General features: G+C 34.1%; 29 protein-coding genes. 28 read left to right on the forward strand and 1 reads right to left on the reverse strand.

Features of this window, described 5'->3' with window-relative positions; genetic code table 11:
* Nucleotides 1-122: 122 nt before the first annotated feature.
* From D2K40_RS01100 to D2K40_RS01110, 3 genes are all read left to right on the forward strand, one after another.
* Nucleotides 123-758, forward strand: coding sequence for a CBS domain-containing protein (locus D2K40_RS01100; RefSeq protein WP_117152093.1), 636 nt, complete (start codon nt 123-125; stop codon nt 756-758).
* Between the two features lie 189 nt (nt 759-947).
* Nucleotides 948-1,529 carry a genetic competence negative regulator gene (locus D2K40_RS01105; RefSeq protein WP_117152095.1) on the forward strand — a complete coding sequence of 194 codons (582 nt, stop codon included), beginning with the start codon at nt 948-950 and terminating at the stop codon, nt 1,527-1,529.
* A gap of 26 nt (nt 1,530-1,555) precedes the next feature.
* Nucleotides 1,556-2,536, forward strand: coding sequence for a YpdA family putative bacillithiol disulfide reductase (locus tag D2K40_RS01110; protein ID WP_117152097.1), 981 nt, complete (start codon nt 1,556-1,558; stop codon nt 2,534-2,536).
* 170 nt (nt 2,537-2,706) lie between these two features.
* Here D2K40_RS01110 and D2K40_RS01115 read toward each other — a convergent pair whose 3' ends face one another.
* Nucleotides 2,707-3,678, reverse strand: coding sequence for an asparaginase (locus D2K40_RS01115; RefSeq protein WP_117152099.1), 972 nt, complete (start codon nt 3,676-3,678; stop codon nt 2,707-2,709).
* A gap of 87 nt (nt 3,679-3,765) precedes the next feature.
* Between D2K40_RS01115 and prsW the strand changes: the two genes are divergently transcribed.
* The 25 genes from prsW (at nt 3,766) to D2K40_RS01240 (ending at nt 26,386) form a co-directional block, all read left to right on the forward strand.
* Complete coding sequence (prsW, locus tag D2K40_RS01120; protein ID WP_117152101.1) at nt 3,766-4,455, forward strand: glutamic-type intramembrane protease PrsW; 690 nt, start codon at nt 3,766-3,768, stop codon at nt 4,453-4,455.
* Nucleotides 4,456-4,601: 146 nt separating this feature from the next.
* A complete protein-coding gene (sleB, locus tag D2K40_RS01125; RefSeq protein WP_117152434.1) occupies nt 4,602-5,447 on the forward strand; it encodes a spore cortex-lytic enzyme in 846 nt (281 codons plus the stop codon).
* A 27-nt stretch (nt 5,448-5,474) separates the two neighbouring features.
* Complete coding sequence (gene ypeB / locus D2K40_RS01130; protein WP_117152103.1) at nt 5,475-6,815, forward strand: germination protein YpeB; 1,341 nt, start codon at nt 5,475-5,477, stop codon at nt 6,813-6,815.
* A gap of 92 nt (nt 6,816-6,907) precedes the next feature.
* Nucleotides 6,908-7,564: a flagellar brake protein gene (locus tag D2K40_RS01135; protein WP_117152105.1), complete on the forward strand. Its 657-nt coding sequence runs from the start codon at nt 6,908-6,910 to the stop codon at nt 7,562-7,564.
* Nucleotides 7,565-7,698: 134 nt separating this feature from the next.
* The gene (gene cmk, locus D2K40_RS01140; protein WP_117152436.1) at nt 7,699-8,379 is read left to right on the forward strand and encodes a (d)CMP kinase; all 681 of its coding nucleotides are present in this window, start codon (nt 7,699-7,701) and stop codon (nt 8,377-8,379) included.
* A complete protein-coding gene (locus D2K40_RS01145) occupies nt 8,380-8,961 on the forward strand; it encodes a lysophospholipid acyltransferase family protein (protein WP_117152107.1) in 582 nt (193 codons plus the stop codon).
* 102 nt (nt 8,962-9,063) lie between these two features.
* Nucleotides 9,064-10,203, forward strand: coding sequence for a 30S ribosomal protein S1 (rpsA, locus tag D2K40_RS01150; RefSeq protein ID WP_117152109.1), 1,140 nt, complete (start codon nt 9,064-9,066; stop codon nt 10,201-10,203).
* A gap of 122 nt (nt 10,204-10,325) precedes the next feature.
* A complete protein-coding gene (locus D2K40_RS01155; RefSeq protein WP_117152111.1) occupies nt 10,326-10,931 on the forward strand; it encodes a YphA family membrane protein in 606 nt (201 codons plus the stop codon).
* Nucleotides 10,924-11,808, forward strand: a complete 885-nt coding sequence (locus D2K40_RS01160; protein ID WP_117152113.1) for a YIEGIA family protein — start codon at nt 10,924-10,926, stop codon at nt 11,806-11,808. Before D2K40_RS01155 ends, D2K40_RS01160 begins: the two co-directional genes overlap by 8 nt.
* 9 nt (nt 11,809-11,817) lie before the next feature.
* Nucleotides 11,818-12,003, forward strand: a complete 186-nt coding sequence (locus D2K40_RS01165; RefSeq protein WP_117152115.1) for a capping complex subunit for YIEGIA — start codon at nt 11,818-11,820, stop codon at nt 12,001-12,003.
* Between the two features lie 157 nt (nt 12,004-12,160).
* Nucleotides 12,161-13,471: a ribosome biogenesis GTPase Der gene (der, locus tag D2K40_RS01170; protein ID WP_117152117.1), complete on the forward strand. Its 1,311-nt coding sequence runs from the start codon at nt 12,161-12,163 to the stop codon at nt 13,469-13,471.
* Between the two features lie 20 nt (nt 13,472-13,491).
* Nucleotides 13,492-14,532 (forward strand): NAD(P)H-dependent glycerol-3-phosphate dehydrogenase, encoded by a 1,041-nt coding sequence (locus tag D2K40_RS01175; RefSeq protein ID WP_117152119.1) that lies wholly within the window; start codon nt 13,492-13,494, stop codon nt 14,530-14,532.
* A 385-nt stretch (nt 14,533-14,917) separates the two neighbouring features.
* Nucleotides 14,918-15,178: a stage VI sporulation protein F gene (locus D2K40_RS01180; protein WP_117152121.1), complete on the forward strand. Its 261-nt coding sequence runs from the start codon at nt 14,918-14,920 to the stop codon at nt 15,176-15,178.
* Between the two features lie 231 nt (nt 15,179-15,409).
* Entirely contained in the window at nt 15,410-16,888 is a 1,479-nt protein-coding gene (spoIVA, locus tag D2K40_RS01185) for a stage IV sporulation protein A (protein ID WP_117152123.1), read from the forward strand.
* Between the two features lie 441 nt (nt 16,889-17,329).
* Nucleotides 17,330-17,602 (forward strand): HU family DNA-binding protein, encoded by a 273-nt coding sequence (locus D2K40_RS01190; RefSeq protein WP_117152125.1) that lies wholly within the window; start codon nt 17,330-17,332, stop codon nt 17,600-17,602.
* Between the two features lie 108 nt (nt 17,603-17,710).
* Nucleotides 17,711-17,932, forward strand: a complete 222-nt coding sequence (mtrB, locus tag D2K40_RS01195) for a trp RNA-binding attenuation protein MtrB (protein WP_117152127.1) — start codon at nt 17,711-17,713, stop codon at nt 17,930-17,932.
* 93 nt (nt 17,933-18,025) lie between these two features.
* Nucleotides 18,026-18,817: a heptaprenyl diphosphate synthase component 1 gene (locus D2K40_RS01200; RefSeq protein WP_117152129.1), complete on the forward strand. Its 792-nt coding sequence runs from the start codon at nt 18,026-18,028 to the stop codon at nt 18,815-18,817.
* A gap of 3 nt (nt 18,818-18,820) precedes the next feature.
* On the forward strand, nt 18,821-19,537 hold the full coding sequence (locus D2K40_RS01205; protein ID WP_117152131.1) for a demethylmenaquinone methyltransferase: 717 nt from the start codon (nt 18,821-18,823) through the stop codon (nt 19,535-19,537).
* Between the two features lie 18 nt (nt 19,538-19,555).
* Complete coding sequence (hepT, locus tag D2K40_RS01210) at nt 19,556-20,527, forward strand: heptaprenyl diphosphate synthase component II (RefSeq protein WP_117152133.1); 972 nt, start codon at nt 19,556-19,558, stop codon at nt 20,525-20,527.
* 103 nt (nt 20,528-20,630) lie between these two features.
* The gene (locus D2K40_RS01215) at nt 20,631-21,404 is read left to right on the forward strand and encodes a CheR family methyltransferase (RefSeq protein WP_117152135.1); all 774 of its coding nucleotides are present in this window, start codon (nt 20,631-20,633) and stop codon (nt 21,402-21,404) included.
* A gap of 156 nt (nt 21,405-21,560) precedes the next feature.
* Nucleotides 21,561-22,727, forward strand: a complete 1,167-nt coding sequence (aroC, locus tag D2K40_RS01220) for a chorismate synthase (RefSeq protein ID WP_117152137.1) — start codon at nt 21,561-21,563, stop codon at nt 22,725-22,727.
* Nucleotides 22,727-23,806, forward strand: coding sequence for a 3-dehydroquinate synthase (aroB, locus tag D2K40_RS01225; RefSeq protein WP_117152139.1), 1,080 nt, complete (start codon nt 22,727-22,729; stop codon nt 23,804-23,806). Before aroC ends, aroB begins: the two co-directional genes overlap by 1 nt.
* The gene (aroH, locus tag D2K40_RS01230; protein ID WP_117152141.1) at nt 23,803-24,165 is read left to right on the forward strand and encodes a chorismate mutase; all 363 of its coding nucleotides are present in this window, start codon (nt 23,803-23,805) and stop codon (nt 24,163-24,165) included. The genes aroB and aroH overlap by 4 nt, the downstream gene beginning before the upstream one ends.
* A gap of 17 nt (nt 24,166-24,182) precedes the next feature.
* Nucleotides 24,183-25,289: a histidinol-phosphate transaminase gene (gene hisC, locus D2K40_RS01235; protein ID WP_117152143.1), complete on the forward strand. Its 1,107-nt coding sequence runs from the start codon at nt 24,183-24,185 to the stop codon at nt 25,287-25,289.
* On the forward strand, nt 25,286-26,386 hold the full coding sequence (locus D2K40_RS01240; protein ID WP_188618773.1) for a prephenate dehydrogenase: 1,101 nt from the start codon (nt 25,286-25,288) through the stop codon (nt 26,384-26,386). Before hisC ends, D2K40_RS01240 begins: the two co-directional genes overlap by 4 nt.
* The last annotated feature ends 12 nt before the right edge of the window (nt 26,387-26,398 follow it).

Consider the following 26,398-nt stretch of genomic DNA (forward strand, 5'->3'; position numbering starts at 1 on the left):
CTTGTCATATGTGTATAATAATAATTGAAAGTTTGAAATATAAAGGAAAGGGAATAATTAAAGCGTACGATTGACAATATTATTCAAAAGCAAAGTTTAATTTTAAGAATGAGGTGATTGATATGTTCGTAAGAAGTACCATGAAACCAGTTTATCAATGTTTTGTTGCATCAACAGAGCAAACGGTTAAAAAAGCACTTGAATTAATGAATGAGAAGGATATCCAAGCAATGCCAGTTATCAACAAACAAGGCATTTTCTGTGGCATGGTATCTAAACAAGGTATTTATAAAGCTTCCTTTTATGAAGATAAAGAGCAATCTAAATTTTTAGAAGATACAACAGTTAAAGAGATTATGACACATGAAGATTTGTATATTACTGAAGATGATGTCTTTGAAAATACATTGAAGAGTTTCAAAGCATTTCCGATTCTAGCAGTTGTGAATCAAGATAAGAAATTCATTGGGATAGTAAGTCGTTTTGATGTAATTGAACAATTTGAAAGTACCTTTGGTAAGAAAAAAACAGGTCTTAGAATTTCCTTTACATCTGAAGAATCATCTGGGCGTTTCGCTAGATTAGCAGATATCATGAAACATCTGCATGTAAATATCATTTCTATAACAACATTTGATGAAACAGATAAATTAGCACGAAGAATTGTGTTAAAAGTAGATGAAGGTGTTAACGTAGATAAGTTAAAACGTAAACTCGAAAGAGCTGGATTTCGTGTTTTAGATATAAAAAAAGTATGATAATATAAGAACTAATCATTATAATATTAATATATTAAATGGGGTACTTTTATCAAGAAAGTACCTTTTTTTATTAGAGGGCAAATGTGTGTTTTTATTTGGTTTTTGTTACAAAATTGTTTACAATTACATATAATAATTTAGGGTAACTAGTTGGCTGCAAAAACAACTTAAGGGAGGGTAATTAACATGCGTTTAGAAAGACTTTCATCTGATCAATTTAAGATTTTTCTTACTTTTGACGATTTGATTGAACGAGGTTTAACGAAAGAAGATTTATGGCATGATTTGCCACAGATGCAAGCTTTATTTCACGATATGATGTATGAGGCTAGTGATGAGTTAGGCTTTGAATTAGAAGGTGTATTACTAGTGCAAGTCCATGTCATGCAAGCACAAGGTATGTTAATTATCGTTACACAAAGTCATCTGGATGATGATGATGACGAAGATTTTGTAGAAATGAAAGTCACATTAGATGAGAGCAAGGAATTGATATTTCTTTTTGAGTCTTTTGAAGACTTGATTCAATTAGCAATCCATCTAGAACAAATTGGGATAAAAGGTGGGGCGATTTATCATTTTGAAGGAAATTATTATATGCATTTACTGGATGAAGATGTATTAGAAATAAACCGTGAGCACATTATTGCATTGATATCCGAATTTTCTTCACCTAGTATCCTCACTTCTCATCGTTTAATAGAATACGGGAAAACAATTATGCCCAATAATGCTGTACAAAAATTAAACAAACATTTCACAAATTAACTGTAGAAATAAATAGGGGGAACATTATGCAACAAGAACAAGTAATCATCATTGGAGCTGGACCTTGTGGATTGTCTGCAGCACTGGCACTTCAGGCTAAAGGGATTAATCCATTAATAATTGAGAAAGAAAATGTTGTCAACTCCATTTACCATTACCCAACGCACCAAACATTCTTCAGCTCTAGTGATCGATTAGAGATTGGTGAGATACCTTTTATAACGGAGAGAAAAAAACCAGTTCGTAATCAAGCATTAGCATATTACAGAGAAGTTGCTAGTCGAAAGGATTTACGAATCAACAGTTTCGAACGCGTAAGAAAAGTAGAGAAAGAGAACCATGCTTTTCTTATACATACCAAAACAAAAAGTGGAGAGAATCACGCATACAGTGCCAAGTATGTTGTTGTTGCAACAGGTTATTATGACCAACCTAATTATCTTGGAGTTAAAGGGGAAGAGGCTAACCATGTAAATCACTACTTTAAAGAAGCTCATCCTTATTTTAATAAAGATGTTGTAATTATTGGTGGGAAAAACTCGGCTGTAGATGCAGCGTTAGAATTACATAAAGCAGAAGCACGAGTTAGTGTTATATATCGAGGTAGTGATTATTCAACCAGTATCAAACCATGGATATTACCAGAATTTGAGGCGCTAGTACGTAAAGGTACAATAAAAATGGAGTTTAATGCAACTGTCACAGAAATTACTGGAGATTCAGTTTATTATCAAGTTAATAAAATTGAAAAACAAGTAAAAGGGGATTTTGTTTTTGCTATGACTGGTTACCAACCCGATCAACCCTTTTTACGATCATTAGGTATTGAGATTGACACTGAAACAGGTAGGCCATTATATGATGAGAATACAATGGAAACCAATGTTGAAAATATATTTATTGCAGGTGTAATTGCAGCTGGTTACAATAACAATGAAATTTTTATTGAGAATGGACGTTTCCATGGTCCATTAATCGCCAATACAATTGAAAAACAAAAACATTAAAAAAAGCAGTACCGCACGTGTACTGCTTTTTTACGATTTTCTAAATGACTATTTTTGTGACTAAATTTATTTAAGCAATGCATTAACTGTAGTAACGTAAGTTACTAATGCGCTTTTTATATCGAATACGTATATTCAACAGCATCAATATTTTTAAGTACGTTCTTTATTTATGATTCTAACTGTTCTTCCATTGACTCTAATGGGTAATTTGATTCGAGTAGCATTAATAATTTTATGCGTGCTTTTTGTCCTGTTAGCCTTTTAGCAAATAATACACCAAGTTCTTTTAAATTCTTTCCTCCACCAGGATAGTTATAAGTCGGTTGCACAACTCCCTTATAACTACGTGATACTAATACAACTGGTATACCCTTTTTAATCAAATGTTCAATAGGAGCGACAATACCTGGTGGTAAATTACCTTGTCCAAATCCCTCAATAACCATTCCATCGATTGAAGTATCAATTATTGCTTGTATAAAAGATTCATCCATACCTGCATAGGCTTTAATTAAAGGTACATTTTTGTTAATGGAATGAATATTATGTTTTTCATACGAAATCCATTTATGATAATAGTAAACAGTTTGTCTTGTTAGCATACCTATTGGTCCGTATTGCGGACTCTTAAAAGTAGCCACATTACTTGTTGCCGTCTTTGTTGCATAAGCTGCCGTATGAATTTCATCATTCATAACAACCAGTATTCCTTTTTCAGCTGATTCATCTGTAGTTGCAACACGAATGGCACTAATTAGATTATATAGTCCATCTGAACCTATTTCATTACTTGAGCGCATTGCACCGGTTATGACGACTGGTTTTGAGGTTTGTAAAAATAAATCAAGAAAATAGGCTGTTTCTTCAAGCGTATCTGTACCATGTGTGATAACCACACCATCAAAATCTTTCTCTTGCAGTTTGCTTTGAATATGTTTACCTATTTGCAACATGTGATTTGGTGTAATGTGTGGAGATGGAAGATCAAATAAAAAACTCTCTTCAGTATGAGCAAGTTGCTTGATTAAGTCATACTCACCCTTTAATGGGTGTATACTCGTAGTTGATACTGCTCCCGTTTTTTGATTCTCCGTCATAGCTATTGTGCCGCCTGTGTGAACAATTAAAACTTTTTTCATATTTTCACCAACTTTAATTTAAGTATTTTCAAGACCATTCCTTCATGATACGATGAAAGTAATTTTAATGAAAGAGGGTGTCGAATAATGGTGTCACTCTTATCAGCCGGAATTGCACCAGCACTAGCTTTAATGTCTTTTTTTTATTTAAAAGATCGATTTAATACCGAACCGATATTACCAATTATTCAAACCTTTCTTTATGGCGCTTTACTAGTCTTTCCTATAATGTTTATTCAATATGCTTTTACTGCAGAAAATATTGGGCAAGGTCCATTTATTTCGTCATTTATATTAACTAGTCTATTAGAGGAATTTTTTAAATGGTTTGTTTTCATTTATACCGTATACAAATATTCTACTTTTAATTCGGTTTATGATGGTATCATATACGGTGTTGCCCTAAGTCTGGGGTTCGCTACAGTAGAAAATATCTTGTACTTAATTGGCCACGGAATTGAATATGCATTTGGTAGAGCCATATTCCCTGTTTCTTCACATGCTTTATTTGGTGTAATAATGGGTTATTATCTAGGCATAGCAAGATGTAATTCTAAGCATAATAATGTGTTTTTATATATCGCCTTATTTATTCCAGTTCTGTTACATGGCATATACGATTTTATTTTGCAGACTACAAGTGTTTATTGGCTATATATATTAGTACCATTTATGATTCTATTATGGATAAATGGTATGAGAAAAGTCAAAAAAGCGAATCAAGATTATATTGGTAATATTCCGTTAGCAGAAAATGAAGAGACAGCCAGTTTTTAGTAAGTAATTACTGTTATTAAAATAATAGTGATTACTTATTTTTTTTATTTAAAAATATACATGTTTAATTCAATGTATAAAAATAGAATTTCTTTGAACAATACATAACAACAAAGGAAGTAGTTAGGAGGGAGCGCAAGGTGCGTATGAAGAAGAAAGGTATCTTATTATGTTGTTTGGCAAGTCTTTTATTTAGTGTTACAACAGTATATCCCACACATTCAAGTTACGCCTTTAGTAATCAAGTTATTCAACATGGTGCTACAGGTGAAGATGTCATTGAGTTACAAGCTAGGTTACAATATATTGGTTTTTATAATGGGAAGATCGATGGAGTATTTGGATGGGGTACGTATTGGGCATTACGTAATTTCCAGTATGAATTTGGTTTAGATATTGATGGTTTAGCTGGAAGTACAGTTAAAGAGAAATTAGTTAAGGCAAGCCAATACGATAAAGAATTTATAAGAAAAAATATAGAATCAGGTAATCAATTTACTTATTATGGTGGTACCCCTAAAGAACAGCAAGTAAAAAAGGATAAGAACAATCAAAAAAAGCAAGCCCAAAATACACAGACGGAAGAAGACCAAGGTACTTCCTTAGAACCGACTGCAGTAAATGTACCTAATGGATTTTCTCAAAATGATATTCAATTAATGGCAAACGCTGTTTATGGAGAAGCAAGGGGTGAATCGTATGAAGGACAAGTTGCTGTAGCTGCAGTAATTTTAAACCGAATAAATAGTCCAACCTTCCCGAATACAGTATCTGGAGTTATTTTTGAACCAAGAGCATTCACTGCAGTAGCAGATGGACAAATTTGGTTAACACCAAATGATAAAGCAAAGAGAGCTGTAGTTGATGCAATAAATGGTTGGGATCCTACTGGTGAAGCTATTTATTATTTTAATCCAGATACTGCAACATCTAGTTGGATATGGTCCCGGCCCCAAATCAAACGAATTGGTAAACACGTATTTTGCATGTAAGTAAGTAGGAAGAAAGGAGTAAAATTGATGATACGATGGATTTCGATAGTCATATTAGCGATTGCTATATTTGCAACAGGGGCATGGGGATATCAAGAGCACCAAGAAAAAAATGCAATATTGGTTCAAGCCGAGAATAATTATCAACGTGCATTTCATGATCTAACATATCAAGTGGATTTGTTGCATGATAAGATAGGCACTACTTTAGCGATGAATACTAAGGAAAAATTATCACCACAATTGATTGAAATTTGGCGATTAACTTCTGAAGCACAAACGGATGTTGGTCAATTACCACTTGTATTATTACCATTTAACAAAACCGAGGAGTTCCTATCAAACATTGGGGAATTCAGTTACCGAACAGCTGTGCGCGACCTAGAACAAGAACCATTGTCTGATAAAGAAGTAGATACGTTAAATAATTTGTATAAGAAAGCAGGAGACATAAAAAATGAGTTAAGGAAAGTACAGCATGTAGTACTTGAAGATAATTTAAGGTGGATGGATGTACAAATGGCGTTGGTGTCTACTGATGAACCAATGGATAACACGATTATTGATGGTTTTGAAACGGTAGAAGAAACGGTCAAAGCTTATGAAGAAAGTGATCTGTCAAGCGGTTTGACTGGCATCTCAAATGAAACACATGAATTTAGGTTCATTAAAGGGGAAAATATATCTGAGAGTCAGGCAGAAGAACAGATACGTAAATTATTTAAATTGGATGATGAGCTTGAGTTAACAATTGCAGAGAGTGGAGATGGTGCTCAATTACCAATGTATAGTGCTTCATTCCAAAATGAAAAAGAACACGGTTATATTGATATATCAAAACAAGGCGGCCATCCTCTGTCTTTTATGTTAAATAGAGAAATAAATGAAAAGAATTTAAGTTTAAATGATGCATTATTGCGTGCAGAAAAGTTTCTTAAAGCTAACGGTTTTTCTGACATGGTAATGTTTCAAAGTAATCAGTATGAAAATGTTGGTGTCTTTCAATTCTTGTATCAACAAGGTGACGTGAGAGTTTACCCAGATAAAATACAAATGAAAGTTGCATTAGATGACGGAGAAATTCTTGGTTTTGTTGCAACAGATTTTTATCGTAACCATGAAAACACAGAATATGAAGAACCATCTTTAGCTTTAGAAGAAGCCAAAGAAAGAGTCAATCCAACAGTTACAATCCAAGACCAACATTTAGCGATTGTAGAAGATGACTTTAAGGAGAGAATACTGGCTTATGCATTCCTTGGAACAAAAGGACAAGATACATATCGTATCTTCATTGATGCCAATACTGGTCAGGAAATAAAAGTAGAAAAATTAAAAGCTGTAGAAACAAAGTGGAATATTGATTAGGGAATGGATTAACTCCTTTCCCTTTTTTGTTTTTTTTGCGATAATGGGTAAATAGTAATATTTTCAAAAATGTCGAGGGTGAGGGAAGCATTTTGATTAAAATTGGTACCACACTTACTTTAGTATCCGAAAACGAAAAGAGCGAGTTAATACATTATCGTTGTAAAGTAGTCGAGTTAGATCATTCAGTTTTATACATAGATTATCCTATCAATGAACAAAGCGGAAGAACTGATATTTTTCCGGAAGGAACGATTTTTCAAGCTAATTTTGTTGGGGAAGATCAATCGGTATATCAATTTCAAACAGAAATTAAAGGGAAAAAGATGGGTCAAATTCCAATGTTATTACTAGATTATTCTAAAAATGATATGACACGTATTCAAAGAAGGGAATATGTTCGTGTGACGACTGCATTAGATATTGCCATGCATGATCCAAATCATATGTATCAGGCTATTACTACATTAACATATGACATTAGCGGTGGTGGATTATCAATTGTGTTTCCCCATGATTACAATGTGAAACCAGGTGATGAAGTTGAAGTATGGCTTGTTCTACCGATGGATTCAGGAAAAACTGAATATGTAACTGCTTATGCTGAAGCCATACGAATCTTTCAAAAAAAAGATGCAAATAAAGCTCTTTTATCAATGAAATTTACCAAAATTGCCGAAAAAGACCGACAGCAGATAATACGATACTGCTTTGAAGTTCAATTAAAAATACGAAGACAAAATCTATAATGAATAAACCTATGTTTCTCATCTGAAAAACACCGCAATTATTTAAAATATGTTATCATTTAGAAGCAAATGTAAGAAAAATTGTCAATTAACAAAAGCAAAATGTGTCAGTTTAGAGAGGAAGAATGAAGATGATTGAAAAAAAAATAGCTATTGCAATTGATGGTCCTGCTGCTGCTGGAAAAAGTACAGTCGCAAAAAAAGTTGCGAAAGAACTAGATTATACTTATATAGATACAGGAGCTATGTATCGTGCTATTACATATAAAGCACTAAAATTAAAGGTGGACCTAGAAAATCCAGAACAACTACATCAATTAATTAAGAAAACTACACTTAACTTAGAGCAAGAACAAAATGGACAAAAAGTAATATTAGATAACGCTGATGTTACTGAAATTATAAGAAATCAACAGGTTACGAATTCAGTTTCAGATGTAGCAAAACATGCATTAGTTCGTGAAGAAATGGTAAAAAGACAACAAGAAATGGCGCAGGAGCGCGGAGTAGTAATGGATGGACGAGATATTGGTACGCATGTCATTCCAGATGCTGAAGTGAAAATTTTCCTGATTGCTTCGGTTGAAGAAAGGGCAATACGACGAAATAAAGAAAACATACAAAAAGGATATCCATCTAGATTAGAACAATTAAAAGAAGAAATTTCAAAAAGAGATAAATTAGATTCCGAACGAGAAGTATCACCTCTTATTAAGGCTCATGATGCAATAGAAATTGATACTACCGCCATGTCAATAGAAGGTGTTAAAAATGAGATATTAGTGATTGTAGAGAAAATAAGGGAGAGAAAGTAAATGAGTTTCTACAAATTTGCTAGAACTATTGTAGGTTTCTATATGAAACCCGTTTTTCGTATGAATGTTATTGGAAAAGAAAATATACCACAAGAAGGGCCTATTATTGTATGTTCAAATCATATTTCAAACTGGGATCCACTTGTTGTTGGAATCACTTGTCCACGTAATATCTATTTTATGGCAAAGGAGGAGTTGTTTAAAAATAAACTTCTTAGTACTCTTTTAAGAAAAGTACATGCTTTCCCGATTAAGCGTGGAATGAAAGATCGTACTGCACTTAGAAATGCTTTAGATATTCTAAAAGAAGGTAATGCGTTAGGTTTATTTCCAGAAGGGACACGCAGTAAAACAGGTGAGGTTGGGGATGGACTTGCTGGGGCTGGTTTTTTCGCCTTACGTTCAGAAGCACAAGTAGTTCCATGTGCAATTGTTGGTCCTTATAAAAAAGGTAAAAAACTTAAAGTTGTTTATGGAACACCAATTGAAATGGATCCGTTGCGAGAAAGAAAGGCATCAGCTAAAGAAGTTACTGATATTATTATGCAAGAAATTAGACTATTAAAGCAAAAAAATTCCTAAAATCACTTGCTAAACACTTGACAAATGAATAGAAATGTTAGAAGTTAGAAAAAAGGACATTGCAATTTTTGAGTTTTGTCGTAAATTGAAGGAGGCCTCTTTATGGATGAGATGAACAAAGAAGTATCAGATTTCAAGGAATTGACAGAAGGAGAAATAGTTACTGGGAAAGTTGTTAAAGTTGAGGAGAAGCAGGTATTTGTTGATATTGGTTACAAAATAGAAGGCATTATACCTATTAGTGAATTGTCTAGCCTTCATGTTGAACAAGCTAGTGATGTGGTTAAAGAAGGTGATGAGTTAACATTAAAGATTAAAAAATTAGAAGATGAAGAGATTATCTTATCTAAGCAAGCTATTGTAGCTGATGAAGCATGGGAAGACCTAGAAGAAAAGTTTAAAAACAATGTGATTTTTGATGCAACTGTAAAAGAAATTGTTAAAGGCGGTTTAGTTGTAGATGTTGGCTTACGTGGGTTTATTCCTGCTTCATTAATAGAATCATATTATGTTGAAGACTTCTCTGAATATCAAGATAAGACGTTGAATCTCAAAGTTGTTGAACTTGATCGTAGCCAAAATCGTGTTATTTTATCACACCGTGCTGTGGTTGAAGAAGAAGAAAACCAGAAGAAACAAGATTTCTTATCAACTATTGCAGATGGAGATGTATTAGAAGGTAAAGTTGCTCGAATAACCAACTTTGGTGTATTCGTGGAATTAGGTGGAATTGATGGGCTTGTTCATATTTCCCAATTGTCTCATGAGCATGTAGAAAAGGTATCTGATGTTGTTTCTGAAGGTGAAACGGTTAAAGTAAAAGTGTTATCAGTCGATAAGGAAAATGAGAGGGTTTCACTTTCTATAAAAGAAACTTTACCTGGACCTTGGGAGAACATTGAACAACAAATACAAGCGGGAAGTATCGTGGAAGGAACTGTAAAACGTCTGGTTAACTTTGGTGCATTTGTTGAAGTATTGCCAGGTGTAGAAGGCTTAGTTCATATTTCTCAAATTTCTACGGAACATATTGGTACACCACAAGAAGTTTTGTCTGTTGGGCAAAAAGTAAATGTGAAAGTATTGGACATTAATGAAAAAGAAAAGCGTATCTCTTTGAGTATTAAAGAGATTGAAGCTGATCAAAACCAAGAAAACCTGAAAGCATATGAAAAAGAAGAAGATCAGTCAAGCTTTCAATTAGGTGATATGATAGGTAACAAATTAGATAAGTACAAATAAATAGAACTTTCAAAAACTGTTTATGCACATTAAAGTGTATGAACAGTTTTTTTTTAGAAGGGGTTTTAAAAATGTTTATAACACCTTTATTTTAGCTATACTTCATAATGGTGGTGAAGTGAATGGAATACATAATATTTTATTGGGTAAGTTGGTTTTTCTGGATAATAGTAACTTTTTTTATGAACAAAGGGATAACTAGAACGATGTTAGCCTTTTTTCTGTTACATCTAATCTTACTAGCTTCGATTAACCTAACACTATTTCAAATCGATATTAATCTTGCATTTCTACTTATTGTCATAACTTCATGTATAGTTTTGACAACTCAGAATCATAAGTTTTATCGTACTTTGATTATACTTTTTATCGCGTATAGCTATACCGGTTCACGTTTATGGGAAATAGTGAACCCAATCTGGTTTTTTATACCACGAACATTACTTTATGGACTTGTTTTTTCGTTTATATCTATTTTATTTGGAAGGAATATTATTGAACGTTTTCTTGTAAGTTGCTTAACTGTTTCTCTAGGAGAAATTATTTATGTTGTAATTGTCCAGCAAATTGGTTGGAAAGAAAGTCTAGGTAATAGTGAATTGATGAATCTACTACTTCTTCAAGCTGGGGTTATCTTCACCTTTTATGTTATTAGAGAAATAAAAATTAAATTGGAGGTAATACTACAACAGATTGAACAGCAAAAGAAGAGGTGGACAAATGAATGAATATATACTACCAATTGCATTTGGTGTAACAATTGGAACAATAGCACGCTTTATTATGTTACGTACAGATTACCGGCAATACCCTACATATTTACACGGTAAAGTAATACATCTCGCCTTAGGTTTTATTGCCGCAGCATTAGGGGCTGTAGCTATACCTGCAATCATGGAAAAAGAGTTTACAGCTGTTACTTTTTTAACAATTGCTGCATCTCAATTTAGAGAAGTGAGAAATATGGAGCGAAATACATTGGTGGAATTAGATAGCTATGAGCTTGTGCCTAGGGGAAATACATATATTGAGGGTATTGCAATAGCATTTGAGAGTCGAAATTATCTGGTTATTTTTGTTGCATTTGTAACGACTTTAACATACATCGCATTAAACTGGTGGGGTGCTATAATCGTTGCTATTTTAAGTTTTTTATTTATTCGCCGATTTATGAGTGGCTCAACCATGAAAGAAATAGTAGATATTGAACAGAAAGATGTTCATTTCGATGGCGCAGGATTATATGTCGATAATATTTATATTATGAACATAGGGTTACCAGATAGGCAAAAAGAAATAGCTCAATATGGTATGGGCTTTGTTTTAACCCCTAAGAACTTTGATGTTCGTTCTACAATTGCGAATTTAGGTCAACGACAGGCAATTTTACACGATGTTTCTGTTTCATTAGGTGTATTTCGTGATTCTGGTACACCAGCTCTTGTGCCATTAATTAAACGCGATCTAGATGATGGCAGAATAGGAGTTTTTATTTTACCGCAAAATCAAGATGTCGAAAAAGCAAAAAAAATAATTGGAGCTGTTCCTGTATTAGAAAATGCGATTCGTATGCCTTCAGAATCAAAGGTAAGCAAAAAGAATTGAGGTTAGAAGATGAATATTGAAAAGGCAATACTAGCTGTGATTACGGTAAATAAAACTAAAGTAACTGGTGGTGCACCCATTTTTTTATGTGAAAATAAAGACGAAATGGAAAAAGTAGCTGCCAATCTAGAGGCTATTATAGATGGGATTAGTCATGCTTTAAGTGATGAATTATATATTATCGTAAAACATTGATGGAACTACTGTTAAAATCTTTGTTGTTTAAATTTACTGCTTTTGCTAAAATGTATTGAGTTAAGGTTATAGAAAATTGGAGAGTTTTGGCTTATCCAGTCTATTTACTATACTAAATGAATAATATGTGAAAGCATAAAGAAAGGATGTACCTTTCATGAGAAAATCAATAGTCGCAATCGTTGGTAGACCAAATGTAGGTAAATCAACAATTTTTAATCGACTCGTAGGTGAAAGGATTTCAATTGTAGAAGACACGCCAGGTGTGACAAGAGATCGCATATATGCACAAGCAGAATGGCTAACAACTACATTTAATCTTATTGATACTGGTGGTATCGAATTAGGTGATGAACCATTACTTGTTCAAATGCGTGAGCAAGCGGCAGTGGCAATTCAAGAAGCCGATGTTATTATCTTTATGGTAAATGGTAGAGAGGGGATTACCGCTGCAGATGAAGAAGTAGCTAAAATCCTATTTAAATCAAATAAACCAGTTGTACTTGGTGTTAATAAAGTAGATAATCCAGAAATGCGCGAAGAAATTTATGAATTTTATACACTGGGCTTTGGTGAGCCTTACCCAATCTCCGGTACACACGGACTAGGTTTAGGGGACTTGTTAGACAAAGTAGTTAGTCATTTCCCTTTAGAAGAAGAACAGGAACATGACGAAGATACAATCTATTTTAGTTTAATCGGCAGACCAAATGTTGGAAAATCTTCACTTGTAAATGCATTACTACAACAAGAGAGAGTTATTGTTAGCAATATTGCCGGAACAACTCGGGATGCAATAGATACCCCGTTTACAAAAGATGATCAAGATTTTGTTATAATTGACACTGCAGGTATGCGAAAACGCGGAAAAATTTATGAATCAACAGAAAAATACAGCATTCTTCGTGCATTGAAAGCAATTGAACGTTCAGATGTTGTGCTTACATTAATTGACGCAGAAACAGGCATTATTGAACAAGATAAAAAAATCGCTGGTTATGCACATCAAGCAGGTAAAGCTGTTGTAATTGTTGTGAATAAATGGGATACAGTGGATTCAGATGAAAAAGCGATGAAAGAGTTCGAGGAAAAAATCAGAGCCCATTTTCAATTCTTGGATTACGCACCTATTGTTTTCTTGTCTGCAACGACGAAAAAAAGAACGCACACATTGATTCCACAGGTACTAAAAGCTAGTGAGAATCATTCGAAGCGCGTGGAAACAAACGTATTAAATGACGTTATTATGGATGCTATTGCAACAAATCCAACAACTACTCTAAAAGGAAAAAAACTAAAAATATTATATGCAACTCAAGTATCTGTAAAACCTCCTAGTTTTGCTGTATTTGTCAATGATCCAGAGTTATTACACTTCTCCTATCAACGATTTCTAGAAAATCGTATTCGAGAAGCTTTTGGATTTGAAGGTACGCCAATAAAAATATTTGCTAGACGAAGAAACTAACCTATGAGGAGAGGATAGTTATGGATAAAGTAGCAGTTCTAGGGGCTGGAAGTTGGGGAACGGCACTTGCAATGGTTCTAAATGAAAATGGACATGACGTACGTCTATGGACACATTTAAAAGAACACGCTGAAGAAATTAATACAACGAATAAAAATCAAAGTTATTTACCGGAAGTAACATTACCAAGTAATTTAGTTGCTTTTAATGATTTAAAAGAAGCATTACAAAATGTAACTAGTGTTATCTTTGTCTTGCCAACTTCTGCAATCCGCGACGTTTGTAGACAAGTAGCAAAAGTACTTGATCATAAAGTTACAATCATCCATGGAACGAAAGGAATTGAACCTGAAACATTAAAACGAATATCTGAGATGATGGAAGAGGAATTACCTAAACATCTCTTTGATGAGATAGTTGTATTGTCAGGTCCAAGTCATGCCGAAGAAGTCAGTGTCAAACACCCAACAACAGTAACGGCATCATCAAAAAATATCAAGGAAGCAGAGAAAGCACAGGATCTATTTATTAATCAGTATTTCCGTGTTTATACAAGCCCTGATATGGTTGGGGTGGAGTTAGGTGGCTCTTTGAAGAATATAATTGCATTAGGTGCTGGTATCTCTGATGGTTTAGGTTATGGAGATAATGCTAAAGCAGCGTTAATGACAAGAGGTCTAGCTGAAATTGCTCGCCTAGGAACTACTATGGGGGCTGATCCATTAACTTTTGTTGGCCTTAGTGGTATTGGTGATTTAATTGTCACCTGTACAAGCGTTCATAGCCGTAACTGGAAGGCCGGAAACCTACTAGCTGGTGGTAAAGGTCTTAATGATGTATTAGAACAAATGGGAATGGTTGTAGAAGGTGTGCGAACAACAGAAGCAGCATATCATCTAGCTACAACACAAGATATAGAAATGCCTATAACTAAAGGAATATATAAAATCTTATTTGAAGATGCTGATCCAAAAGAAATAGTTGACCAATTAATGACACGCATGCGCCGCCATGAAATGGAAGACCTTTCTGCTATTTTAAGCGATCGTTATAGAACATAAAGCGATTCATCCTACCTAGAAGTGGGATGAATCGTTTTTTTAATAACTTTTTTAAGATCATTTTTATGGCTGATTTTATATAAAATGCGCCGTAAAATTTGTCTTCCTTGCTACGTCACCAAAACCACTGCTGACGTAGCGGGTTAGTAACTTACGTTACTAGTTAGCTAATGCGCTTTTTATATCCACTACGTATATTGAGAAGCATAATTTTAACAAGAAGAAACTATATTAAAAAGCAAGCGTCTATCCAGTCATCGATGTTGCAATATAAGATAAGAACCAAGGTAATGTAGAGGTTGGCAGACTTATTATCAAAAGGGTTAACACCATTTAGCTTCCTTGCATATATTATTTTGAAGATAATAGTCAAGGAGGAGTGTATGTGAGCGATTTTCAAAAAAATATGTTTGACCAAATTCAAAAGAAGTCTAATATTAACCCCGATGACATTTTAAAAGTTGCTAATTCAGTACAAAATGCTGACTTTTCAAATGAAAAAACTGTACGAAACCTTGTCAGACAGTTAGCGAAAATGGCAAATAAACCAATTTCGCAAGAGAAGGAAGACAAATTGGTTGAGTCGATTACAAAAAATAATGTTCCAACGGACATAAATTCTTTAAGTCAACTTTTCAAAAAATAGTTCTAACTGGGCAAATGAGTATACCAACTCCAGATCATTCGCATAAAATAAACCGCACAAGCATTAATTTTAGGGTTGCTTTGGGTATTATTTAGTCGCACTGAGATAGAACTGCCCCTTCTATCTCGGTTTTTTTTATATTCAAGTCATATTATAGTAGGACAATGTCATAGACTTTAAGTGTCAAAGATTCGTAATTGTAAATGCAGAAGTAGATCGGGAGGGGATCGTTTGGAAAGAGTTGATATTTTTAAAGATATTTCAAAACGGACGAATGGTGATATCTATCTAGGTGTTGTAGGTGCTGTGCGGACTGGTAAATCAACCTTTATCAAAAAATTTATGGAACAAGTTGTTTTACCTAACATTTCAAATGAGGGTGATCGTGCACGTGCGCAAGATGAATTACCTCAAAGTGCGGCAGGAAAAACCATTATGACAACAGAACCAAAATTTGTTCCAAATCAGGCTGTATCTGTTCAAGTTGATGAAGGGTTAGAAGTTAATGTGCGTTTAGTTGACTGTGTTGGATACACCGTTAATGGTGCACAAGGTTTTGAAGATGAAAATGGACCTAGAATGATTCATACGCCATGGTATGAAGAGCCTATTCCTTTTCATGAAGCAGCAGAAATTGGAACAAGAAAAGTAATACAAGAGCATTCAACCATGGGTGTGGTTGTAACTACTGATGGTACAATTGGGGATATTCCTCGAGAAGATTACCTTGAAGCAGAAGCACGAGTAGTTGAAGAACTAAAAGAGGTTGGAAAGCCGTTTATCATGGTTATTAACTCTGTACAACCGTATCATCAAGATACAGAGTTGCTTCGTCAAAGTTTAACAGAGGAATATGATATTCCAGTGTTAGCTATGAGCGTTGAAAGTATGCGAGAACATGATGTTTATAATGTGTTACGAGAAGCATTATATGAGTTCCCTGTTTTAGAAGTAAATGTTAATCTACCTAGCTGGGTAATGGTGTTAGATGATAATCATTGGTTGCGTGAAAGTTATCAGGTGGCAGTTCAAGAAACTGTTAGAGATATTAAACGCTTACGTGACGTTGATCGTGTTGTAGGACAGTTTGATGATTATGATTATATTGACCGTGCTCAAATTGCCGGTATTCAAATGGGTGAAGGAATAGCCGAAATTGATTTACAAGCACCAGACTATTTGTATGATCAAGTTCTAAAAGAAATCGTTGGGGAAGAAATAAGAGGTAAAGAGCATTTACTTGAATTGATGCAAGACTTCTCTAAAGCTAAACGTGAATATGATCAAGTGGCAGAAGCTCTGCAGATGGTAAAACAAACTGGATATGGCGTAGCTGCTCCATCAATAGCAGATATGTCCCTAGAAGAACCAGAAATCATCCGTCAAGGTGCACGGTTCGGTGTTAGACTAAAAGCTGTAGCTCCTTCGATTCACATGATTAAAGTTGATGTTGAGTCAGAATTTGCTCCAATCATTGGTACGGAGAAACAAAGCGAAGAATTAGTTCGTTACCTAATGCAAGATTTTGAAGACGATCCATTGTCAATTTGGAAATCAGATATTTTTGGCCGTTCACTTAGTTCTATAGTTCGTGAAGGGATCCAAGCTAAATTATCTTTGATGCCTGAAAATGCTCGATATAAATTAAAAGAAACACTAGAACGAATCATAAATGAAGGTTCTGGAGGTTTAATTGCAATAATTCTTTAACGACTTGAATTTCAAGTCGTTTTTTATTTTGCCATTTTCTAACGATTTAGGCTATAACTATCTACAAAGAGCACAAAATTTTTGATAAAAAGAAAATTTATGGTTTAAAGATTTTTTTACCAACAAAACTGTTTAATAAAACTATTTAAATTTGACTTAAATACCGCCATATTAGTGTTTGTAAACACTTGCATATTATGATTGTCTATGATAAGATTCAAGTGAAATTGGCGAGGGGCAAACTAGGTAAAAAGAACAAATTATAATAAATATTGCTATTTTTTGTTGAATTTACGCGAAAAGTCGTTTATTATAAGCCTTGTCATTAATTTATTTATGACTAGGAAGTATAAGTTCAACTACTTTTGTAAACAAATGGGATTATACTCATTTTATGTTGAATGCTTCAAATTTATTTGAATTTGAGAGGAGGTGAATATCATGAACAAGACAGATCTAATTAATGCAGTCGCTGAAAAAAGCGAACTATCCAAAAAGGATGCAACAAAAGCTGTAGATGCAGTTTTTGAATCTATCATGGATTCACTTAAAGACGGTGAAAAAGTACAATTAATTGGTTTCGGAAACTTCGAAGTACGTGAGCGTGCTGCTCGTAAGGGACGTAACCCACAAACAGGTGCTGAGATTGAGATCCCAGCAAGTAAAGTTCCTGCTTTTAAACCAGGTAAAGCCCTTAAAGACAATGTGAAATAATTCTTTACATAAGGGCAAGAGAAAAAGGGTGCAAATGCACCCTTTTTCTATTACTATATTTTTTCCAAAAATAAATAATATATTTTATTTTAGGAGGTTCCATACATAATGCAAGAATTAAGCCAAAGTGATTATTTTATTGTAAAAGCATTAGAAAACGGGGTTCAAGTTATCGGGCTCACTAGAGGGACAGATACACGTTTTCATCATGCTGAAAAATTAGATGAAAATGAGATTATGGTTGTTCAATTTACTGAACATACGTCAGCAATTAAAATAAAAGGAAAAGCTATTATTCAATCTAATTTTGGCGAGACTAGAAATGATTAATAATTCAATAAGTCATAAAAACAGCGTAATTATATTTCATATGTTATAATTACGTTTATAATTAAGGGATTTTAAGAGAGGAGTTTGTATCACATGTCGGGTTTAACTATCAAAGGTATACAAGAAGAGCTAGAAAACATTTTACAGCATTCATACTTAAAGAAGTCGATTCCAAAACCCGTAATTGATAAAGATAAACTCCTAATCCTGTATACACTTGTTAAAAACACTAGTTACAGCAATTTGAAAAAAAAGAATTATATAATCACAACAATGTTAGTACAAATTGCTTTAGATACGCACGATTTAGTAACAGAAAATACAAAGGATGAATCAGAATCAATCAAAGAAAATAGACAACTGACTGTGTTAGCCGGGGATTATTATAGTGGGTTGTATTATTACATGTTAGCTAAACTTGATGATATTTCCATGATACATACATTAGCATCTGCAATTAAGGAAATAAATGAATTAAAGATGGAAATTTATTATGATACATATGAGTCTGTAACTGCGTTTATAGAAGCTTTAAAGAAACTGGAATCTAAACTCATTACCCGTGTTGCTGAGCACTTTAATCGATCATCTATAGATGAATTTGCCCAGAATTGGCTATTAACAAAAAGGTTAATTCATGAAAAAGGTTTGTTTATATCAAATCAGCAAGCACCATTATTCGATCTATTGACAGATGGACCAGCACATAATATTAAGTACAATCAAGTTATTCCTACAGTAGAATCAATTATTGGTAACCACTTACTCATTTTAGATGAACTTGCACAGGTTCTCCCAACACACTACCAGTTACTAAAAAATTATGTACAGAATTTCTATGCCGATAGTGTTAACCAGACTAGAATAGTAATGGAAGAAGGGTAATATGTGAGAGATAAATCAAAGGAAGAACGTGTACATAACGTTTTTGAAAATATATATAAACGTTATGATTTTATGAATTCTGTTATATCGTTTAAAAGACATAAAGCATGGCGTAAAGATGTTATGAAAAGAATGAATGTTAGACCTGGAGATCAAGCTTTGGATGTTTGCTGTGGAACAGGTGATTGGTCTTTTTCACTCGCTAATCAGATTGGGGAAAATGGAAAAGTCATAGGTTTAGATTTTAGTAAGAATATGTTATCAGTTGCTAATGAGAAGCTTGAGCAATCCAAACACCCCCAGTTAAAATTTATATACGGGAATGCAATGGAATTACCATTTGAATCTGATACATTTGATTTCGTTACAATAGGGTTTGGTTTAAGAAATGTACCAGATTATAAAAAGGTATTGGAAGAAATGACAAGAGTCGTTAAACCTGGTGGAATGGTTGTATGTCTCGAAACATCTCAACCGACTATGTTAGGGTTTAGGCAATTATATTATCTTTATTTTCGATACATAATGCCCTTGGTCGGACGTTTAATAGCTAAGAGCTATAAGGAATACGCTTGGCTGCACGAATCTGCCAAAACTTTTCCAGCAAAAAATGAATTGAAAGATTTATTTCAAGAAGTGGGACTTGAGTCTGTACAAGTAAAAGGATATACCGGTGGCGTTGCAGCAATGCATTTAGGGAAAAAACCATCAGTAAATTAAATCATAAAGGTGAACAGAATGAAATTAGCAATGACCTATTCGTACTTAAAACCAGATCTTCAATTAATTGAAAAGGCATTGGAAGAAACCGTTCAAGCAGATAATCCTGTTTTAGAACAAGCTTCAACCCAATTATTGCATGCTGGTGGAAAACGCCTTCGTCCTGTGTTTGTCTTATTGGCTGGACAATTTGGTGACTACGATGTAGAAAAAATAAAGGCAGTAGCAGTTTCTCTTGAGTTAATTCACATGGCTTCCTTAGTTCATGATGATGTGATCGATGAGTCTGAATTAAGAAGAGGAAAACCTACTGTAAAAGCTAAGTGGGATAACCGGATTGCAATGTATACTGGTGATTATATTTTTGCCCGATCATTGGAATACTTATCTACACTAAATAATCCAAAAGCACATCAAATTCTTTCTAAGACAATGGTAGAACTTACATTTGGAGAAATGCAACAAATCGGAGATAAGTACAACTTAAATCAACATTTACGTAATTATTTAAGAAGAATAAAAAGAAAAACAGCGCTCTTGATCGCTTCTAGTTGTCAACTAGGTGCAATTGCTGCTAATGTTCCCTCAGAAGAAGAAAAGCAACTCTACAGATATGGTTATTACATTGGGATGTCGTATCAAATTATTGATGACATATTAGATTTCACTGCATCTGAACAACAATTAGGAAAACCAGCTGGTAGCGATCTTATGCAAGGCAACATTACCTTACCTGTATTATACGCTATGCAAAATCAGGATTTTTATCGTGATCTGCAAACAACTTTTTCTAATCCAGCAAACATAACAGGTGAAAATATAGCACCGCTCATTCAGTATATTAAAAAATCAAGTGCGATTGAGGAATCTTTTGCGCTTAGTGATCGTTTTTTACAAAAAGCCTTTCATGCTTTAGATGCTTTACCGGACATAAAAGCCAAACAAACCTTTAAAGAGATCGCTTCATACATAGGGAAACGAAAATCATAAAACTATAGAACTAAATTTACTTATAGTTAATTGATTGGTATAAGTCAATTTTATCCTCGTCATAGACGAGGATTTACTATATTCATTTAAGGAGACCAATACGATGTCGGACTACCAAATATTTAGTCAATCCATTAAGAAAAAAACTGGAATTGATTTAACTTTATATAAAGAAGTTCAAATGAAAAGAAGACTAACGTCATTACGAGATAAAAAAGGATTTTCTGATTTTAATTCATACTATCAAGCACTTGTATCTAATAAAGAATTAATGGAAGAATTCTTGGATAAAATGACCATCAATGTATCTGAATTTTATCGAAATTCAAGCAGGTGGAACATACTTGAAAATAAGATATTACCTGATTTATTAAAGAAAAATCGCAAATTAAAAATTTGGAGTGCGGCATGTTCAACTGGAGATGAACCTTATACAATTGCCATGATGTTAAGTCAATACGTTGATTTAGACGATGTTAGTATTCTTGCAACAGATATTGATGATAAAATACTAGAACGTGCTAAAAAGGGGATTTATACAGAACGTGCACTTAAAGAAGTTCCTCCAAAATTAAAGGAAAAGTTCTTTAAGAAGGATGGCTCACTATATACTATTGATGATAAAATTAAATCTGCCATAACGTTTAAAAAACACAATCTTCTTTCAGATCCTTACCCATCAAATTTTGATCTAATTGTATGTCGTAATGTTCTTATCTACTTCACGGAAGAAGCAAAAACAACAATCTACGAAAAATTTAGTCGAGCTTTAGTGGAACAAGGTGTCTTTTTTGTCGGTAGTACAGAGCAAATATTTAATCCTAATAAATACGATTTTAAAGTTGTTGACACATTTTTCTATCAAAAAAACATATAAATATATACCTAAAAATATGAAGTTAGTTTTGTTGATTATTCTACTCCAATATTTAAAGATTTTCGAAAAAAATGAATAATCTATTAATTCATGCACACATAAGCAAGAAGGTATGGTATAGTAATACAAAATTATATACAAAAGGGGGATTTCATGATGCGTTATTTAACAGCTGGTGAATCACACGGAAAACAATTAACAACAATTGTAGAAGGCATTCCAGCTCTAATGCCATTAACAACAGAAAATATTAATCATTCATTATTACGTCGTCAAAAAGGGCACGGTCGAGGCAAGCGAATGCAAATTGAAAAAGACTTAGTAGATATTGCTGGTGGTGTGCGCCATGGTTATACACTAGGTTCACCAATCGCGATGGTTGTTCATAATGACGACTTTAAGCACTGGATCGATATTATGGGGGAAGACCCCGTTGAATCTGATGTCGATATAAGAAGGAAAGTAACACGTCCTAGACCTGGACATGCGGATTTAAATGGTGCATTAAAATATGGACACCGTGATATGCGTAATATTTTAGAACGTTCATCTGCTAGAGAAACAGCAGCTCGCGTCGCAGCTGGTGCTGTTGCAAAAACAATGCTTTCACATTTAGGAATTGAAATAATTGGCTATGTAAATGAAATAGCAGGGATAAAAGCTGATGAAAAACCGGACTTATCAGTTACAGAAAAGACTGAAATTTCAGAAGCATCTCCCGTTCGATGTCTTGATGAAGAAGCAGGTCAAAAAATGATGGATGCCATTGATCAAGCAAAAAAAGACGGAGACTCAATTGGTGGAGTTTGTGAAGTATTCGTAGAAGGTATTCCTGCAGGCATTGGATCCTATGTTCACTACGATCGAAAGTTAGATGGAAGAATTGCTGGAGCTGTTCAGAGTATTAATGCATTTAAGGGTGTTGAATTCGGTATAGGGTTTGAAGCAGCTAGAAAAAATGGTAGTGAAGTGCATGATGAGATTACTTGGAGCGAAGAAAATGGTTATTATCGTAAGTCTAATCGCCTAGGTGGATTCGAAGGTGGCATGACTACAGGAATGCCTATTGTTGTGAAAGGCGTTATGAAGCCGATTCCGACTTTATATAAACCACTACAAAGTATAGATATTGACTCAAAAGAAGTATTTAACGCAAGCATTGAACGTTCAGATTCATGTGCAGTACCAGCAGCAGCAGTAGTAATGGAACACGTGGTAGCCTTTGAAGTTGCAAAAGCTATACTTGAGCAATTTCCACATGATCAGTTTCCAAAATTACAAGCCGCTTTAGATCAGTATCGTGAAGAAGTAAGGTGCTTTTAATGGAGACTATCACTGTACAAACAAGTACAAACCAATATGATGTATCAATTGGTAAGAAATTGAGATTTGAAACAGCAAATTTTATTAAAAAAGATTATAGCAGTATTTTTATTATTACGGACAGTAATGTTGAATCATTATACCTACAAGATGTTCTATCATCTTTAAAGCCTAATTATACAGTAAACTATACAATTGTACCCGCTGGCGAGAGCTCGAAAAGTATTCGTGTATACTTTGACATCATGACACAAGCAATCCAATATGGTCTAGATCGACATGGGTTAATTATTGCGTTAGGTGGGGGAATGGTAGGTGATTTATCAGGCTTTGTTTCATCTACATTTATGCGCGGTATAGATTACATCCAAATTCCAACTACTATACTGGCGCATGATAGTAGTGTCGGTGGAAAGGTAGCTATTAATCATCCTGAGGGAAAAAATTTGATTGGAAGTTTCCATCCCCCTCAGGCTGTTATTTACGATGTAGAAACGTTGCATACGATTCCACTTACCGAAATCCGATCTGGTTATGCCGAGATTGCTAAACATAGCCTCATACACACTGAACCTTTCTGGGATCAAATTAAAGTAGTTAACCTTAAAACACTACTTTCTGATGAGGACTTAATGGTTCATTTGTTAAAAGGAATAGAAGTAAAAGCAGCCATTGTTGAAAAAGATGAGCGAGAAAGTAATATTCGACAACATTTAAACTTTGGCCATACATTAGGGCATGCTTTAGAAGCAGAATTAGGTTATGGTGAAATCACACATGGTGAGGGTGTTGGGATCGGTATGTTGTTCGCAATGCGTGTAAGTGAATTCTATTACGATATCAAGTTGCCTTATACCGAATTATTTACTTGGCTTAAAAAAAATGACTTCCCATTAGATTTACCGCAGTTACAAATTGGAAAATTAATTAATAGAATGAAAAAAGATAAAAAAGCTAGAAATAAAACTGTTCAAATGGTGCTATTAAAAAGTGTGGGACAGCCCGCAATCGAGTTAGTAGATGATAATAACTTAGCAATGCTACTAGAAAAATTTTTGCGAGAGTTGGTGGAAAAGTGATCCGAGGTGTTCGCGGTGCAACAACAGTCAATTCTAATGATGCGAAAGAAATACTTACTAATACAAAACTATTAGTTGAAGATATCATTAAAACAAACGAAATTAATCCTGATGATGTTGCCTCGGTTTTAATATCAGTTACACCTGATATTAATGCGACATTTCCAGCCAAGCCTATTCGTGAATTAGAAGGTTGGACTTATGTACCAGTTATGTGCATGCAGGAAATAGCTGTTCCGGGCAGCTTAGAAAAGTGTATTCGTGTGATGATGACCATTAACACTTCAAAAAGCCAGCCAGAGATAAATCATGTTTATCATTATAATGCCAAAAAACTTAGACCAGACCTAGTGAAATAATGTTAGGAGCGAAATTAATGGACGCAAAAAAAATATTTGATCAAATGACACCATATAAACCAGGTAAACAAACAGATGATGTAAAAAAAGAATATGGTTTAGAAACAATTGTTAAACTTGCTTCAAATGAAAATCCTTTTGGTTATTCGGATAAAGTTGCAAATGCAATACCCACATTAGCAACACATGTTGAGATTTATCCAGACGGTTATGCAACTGAATTACGAGAAGCTTTAGCTGGTAAATTAAACGTAAAAAAAGATCAGCTTGTATTTGGTTGCGGGTCGGACGAAGTTGTTGATATTATTTGTCGAACATACCTAGACACAGGGATGAACACAATTGTTGCAAAGCCTACTTTTCCACAATATAAGCATAACGCTTTAATCCAAGGGGCAGAAGTAAAAGAAATTCCATTACATGATGGATATCATGATCTTGAAGGAATGCTTCAAGCAATTGATGATAACACGAAAATTGTTTGGTTGTGTACACCTAATAACCCAACTGGTTGTCTGATAGATGAAGCGGCTCTAACAGCATTTATGAAAAAATGCCCTAGTGATGTTTTAGTCGTAGTTGATGAGGCTTACTACGAGTATGTAACTTCTGAAAACATGCCTGATGCAATTCAGGCACTGAAACAATACTCAAACTTAATCGTTTTACGCACTTTTTCAAAAGCATATGGACTTGCAGGACTACGCATTGGTTATGGTATTACCAGTGAAAAAATTGCTAACTTACTTAATATCACTAGAGGACCCTTTAATACAACAAGAGTAGCACAAGGAGCAGCAAAAATTGCTTTAGAAGATGAAGATTTTCTAAATTCATCACTTGAAAAAAACACTAAAAATAAACAGCAATTTCTACAGTTCCTTGATGAACTTGGTCTTGATTATTATGACTCAGAAACAAACTTTGTCTTTGTGAAATTGCCAGTTAGTGGCGATGCATTGTTTGAACATTTACTAAGTAAAGGCTATATCATTCGTTCTGGCGAAGCTCTTGGGCATCCCAATGGTGTTCGAATAACTATCGGTAAAAAAGCTGACATGGATGCGATACAAGATCATATCCGGTCTTTTTTAGCACCTGTAATTGAGGAGAGTCGATTGTGACAAAAACAGTTCTTGTTGCAGGTTTAGGATTAATTGGTGGTTCTTTAGCTATAAACATTAAAGAAAATACAGATTACCATTTAATTGGCTTTGATGTTAATTCTCAAACACTTGATTATAGTTTGAAAAACAGAATAGTAGATGAAGTTGTAACGGATTTTAAGAAAGCAGTTAAACAAGCAGACATCTGTATATTAGCTGCACCAGTATCTAAAACGATTGAATTAATCGATCAATTAAAGCATATCGTTGTTGATAAACCTCTATTAATTACAGATGTCTCATCCGTTAAAAAGCCTATCATTGAAGCTGCTAGTGGTATTACATCGGATATGATTACATTTATTGGCGGACACCCTATGGCAGGTTCACATAAAAAAGGGATTGAAGCCGCAAAAGGACATTTGTTTGAAAATGCAATTTACATTTTAAGTCCTGATGACTCTTGTTCTTCTAAAAATTTAAGAGAATTAGAAAACCTATTAAAAGGAACAAGAAGTACCATATTAAAATTAGACCCGACAGAGCATGACGAAATGACGAGTGTGATATCACATTTCCCACACCTAATAGCTTCATCGCTTGTACATCAAGCAAAAAAATGGCAAAAAAAACATGTAAATATTCCAACGTTAGCTGCTGGAGGCTTTCGTGATATAACAAGAATTGCTTCAAGTAATCCAGCAATGTGGCAAGATATATTCTTTCAGAACAAATCAATTATTCAAGATTTATTAGAAGATTGGGTTAATGAAATGACTGATTTGAAGAAATTATTGGAAACAGATGATAAAATTTCTATGTACCAATACTTAGAACAAGCAAGGGAATATAGAGATGGGTTAGACACCAAGAAAAAGGGAGCTATTCCTTCTTTCTATGATGTATATGTTGATATATTTGACCAAACTGGTGCATTATTAAAAGTTGTTTCCTTGTTAGCACAGAAAGATATTAGCATCAAAAATATTGAAATATTAGAGATGAGAGAAGGAATTACGGGGGTACTTCGTTTAAGCCTATTATCCCAAAAAGATCAAATAGAGAGTAATCGCCTATTGATTGAAAATGGTTATGAAACGATGCTTCAGGAATAAGGAGGCCACGAT

This window comes from Paraliobacillus quinghaiensis, from assembly GCF_003426025.1.
In the GTDB taxonomy this organism is placed as follows: Bacteria; Bacillota; Bacilli; order Bacillales; family Amphibacillaceae; genus Paraliobacillus_A; species Paraliobacillus_A quinghaiensis.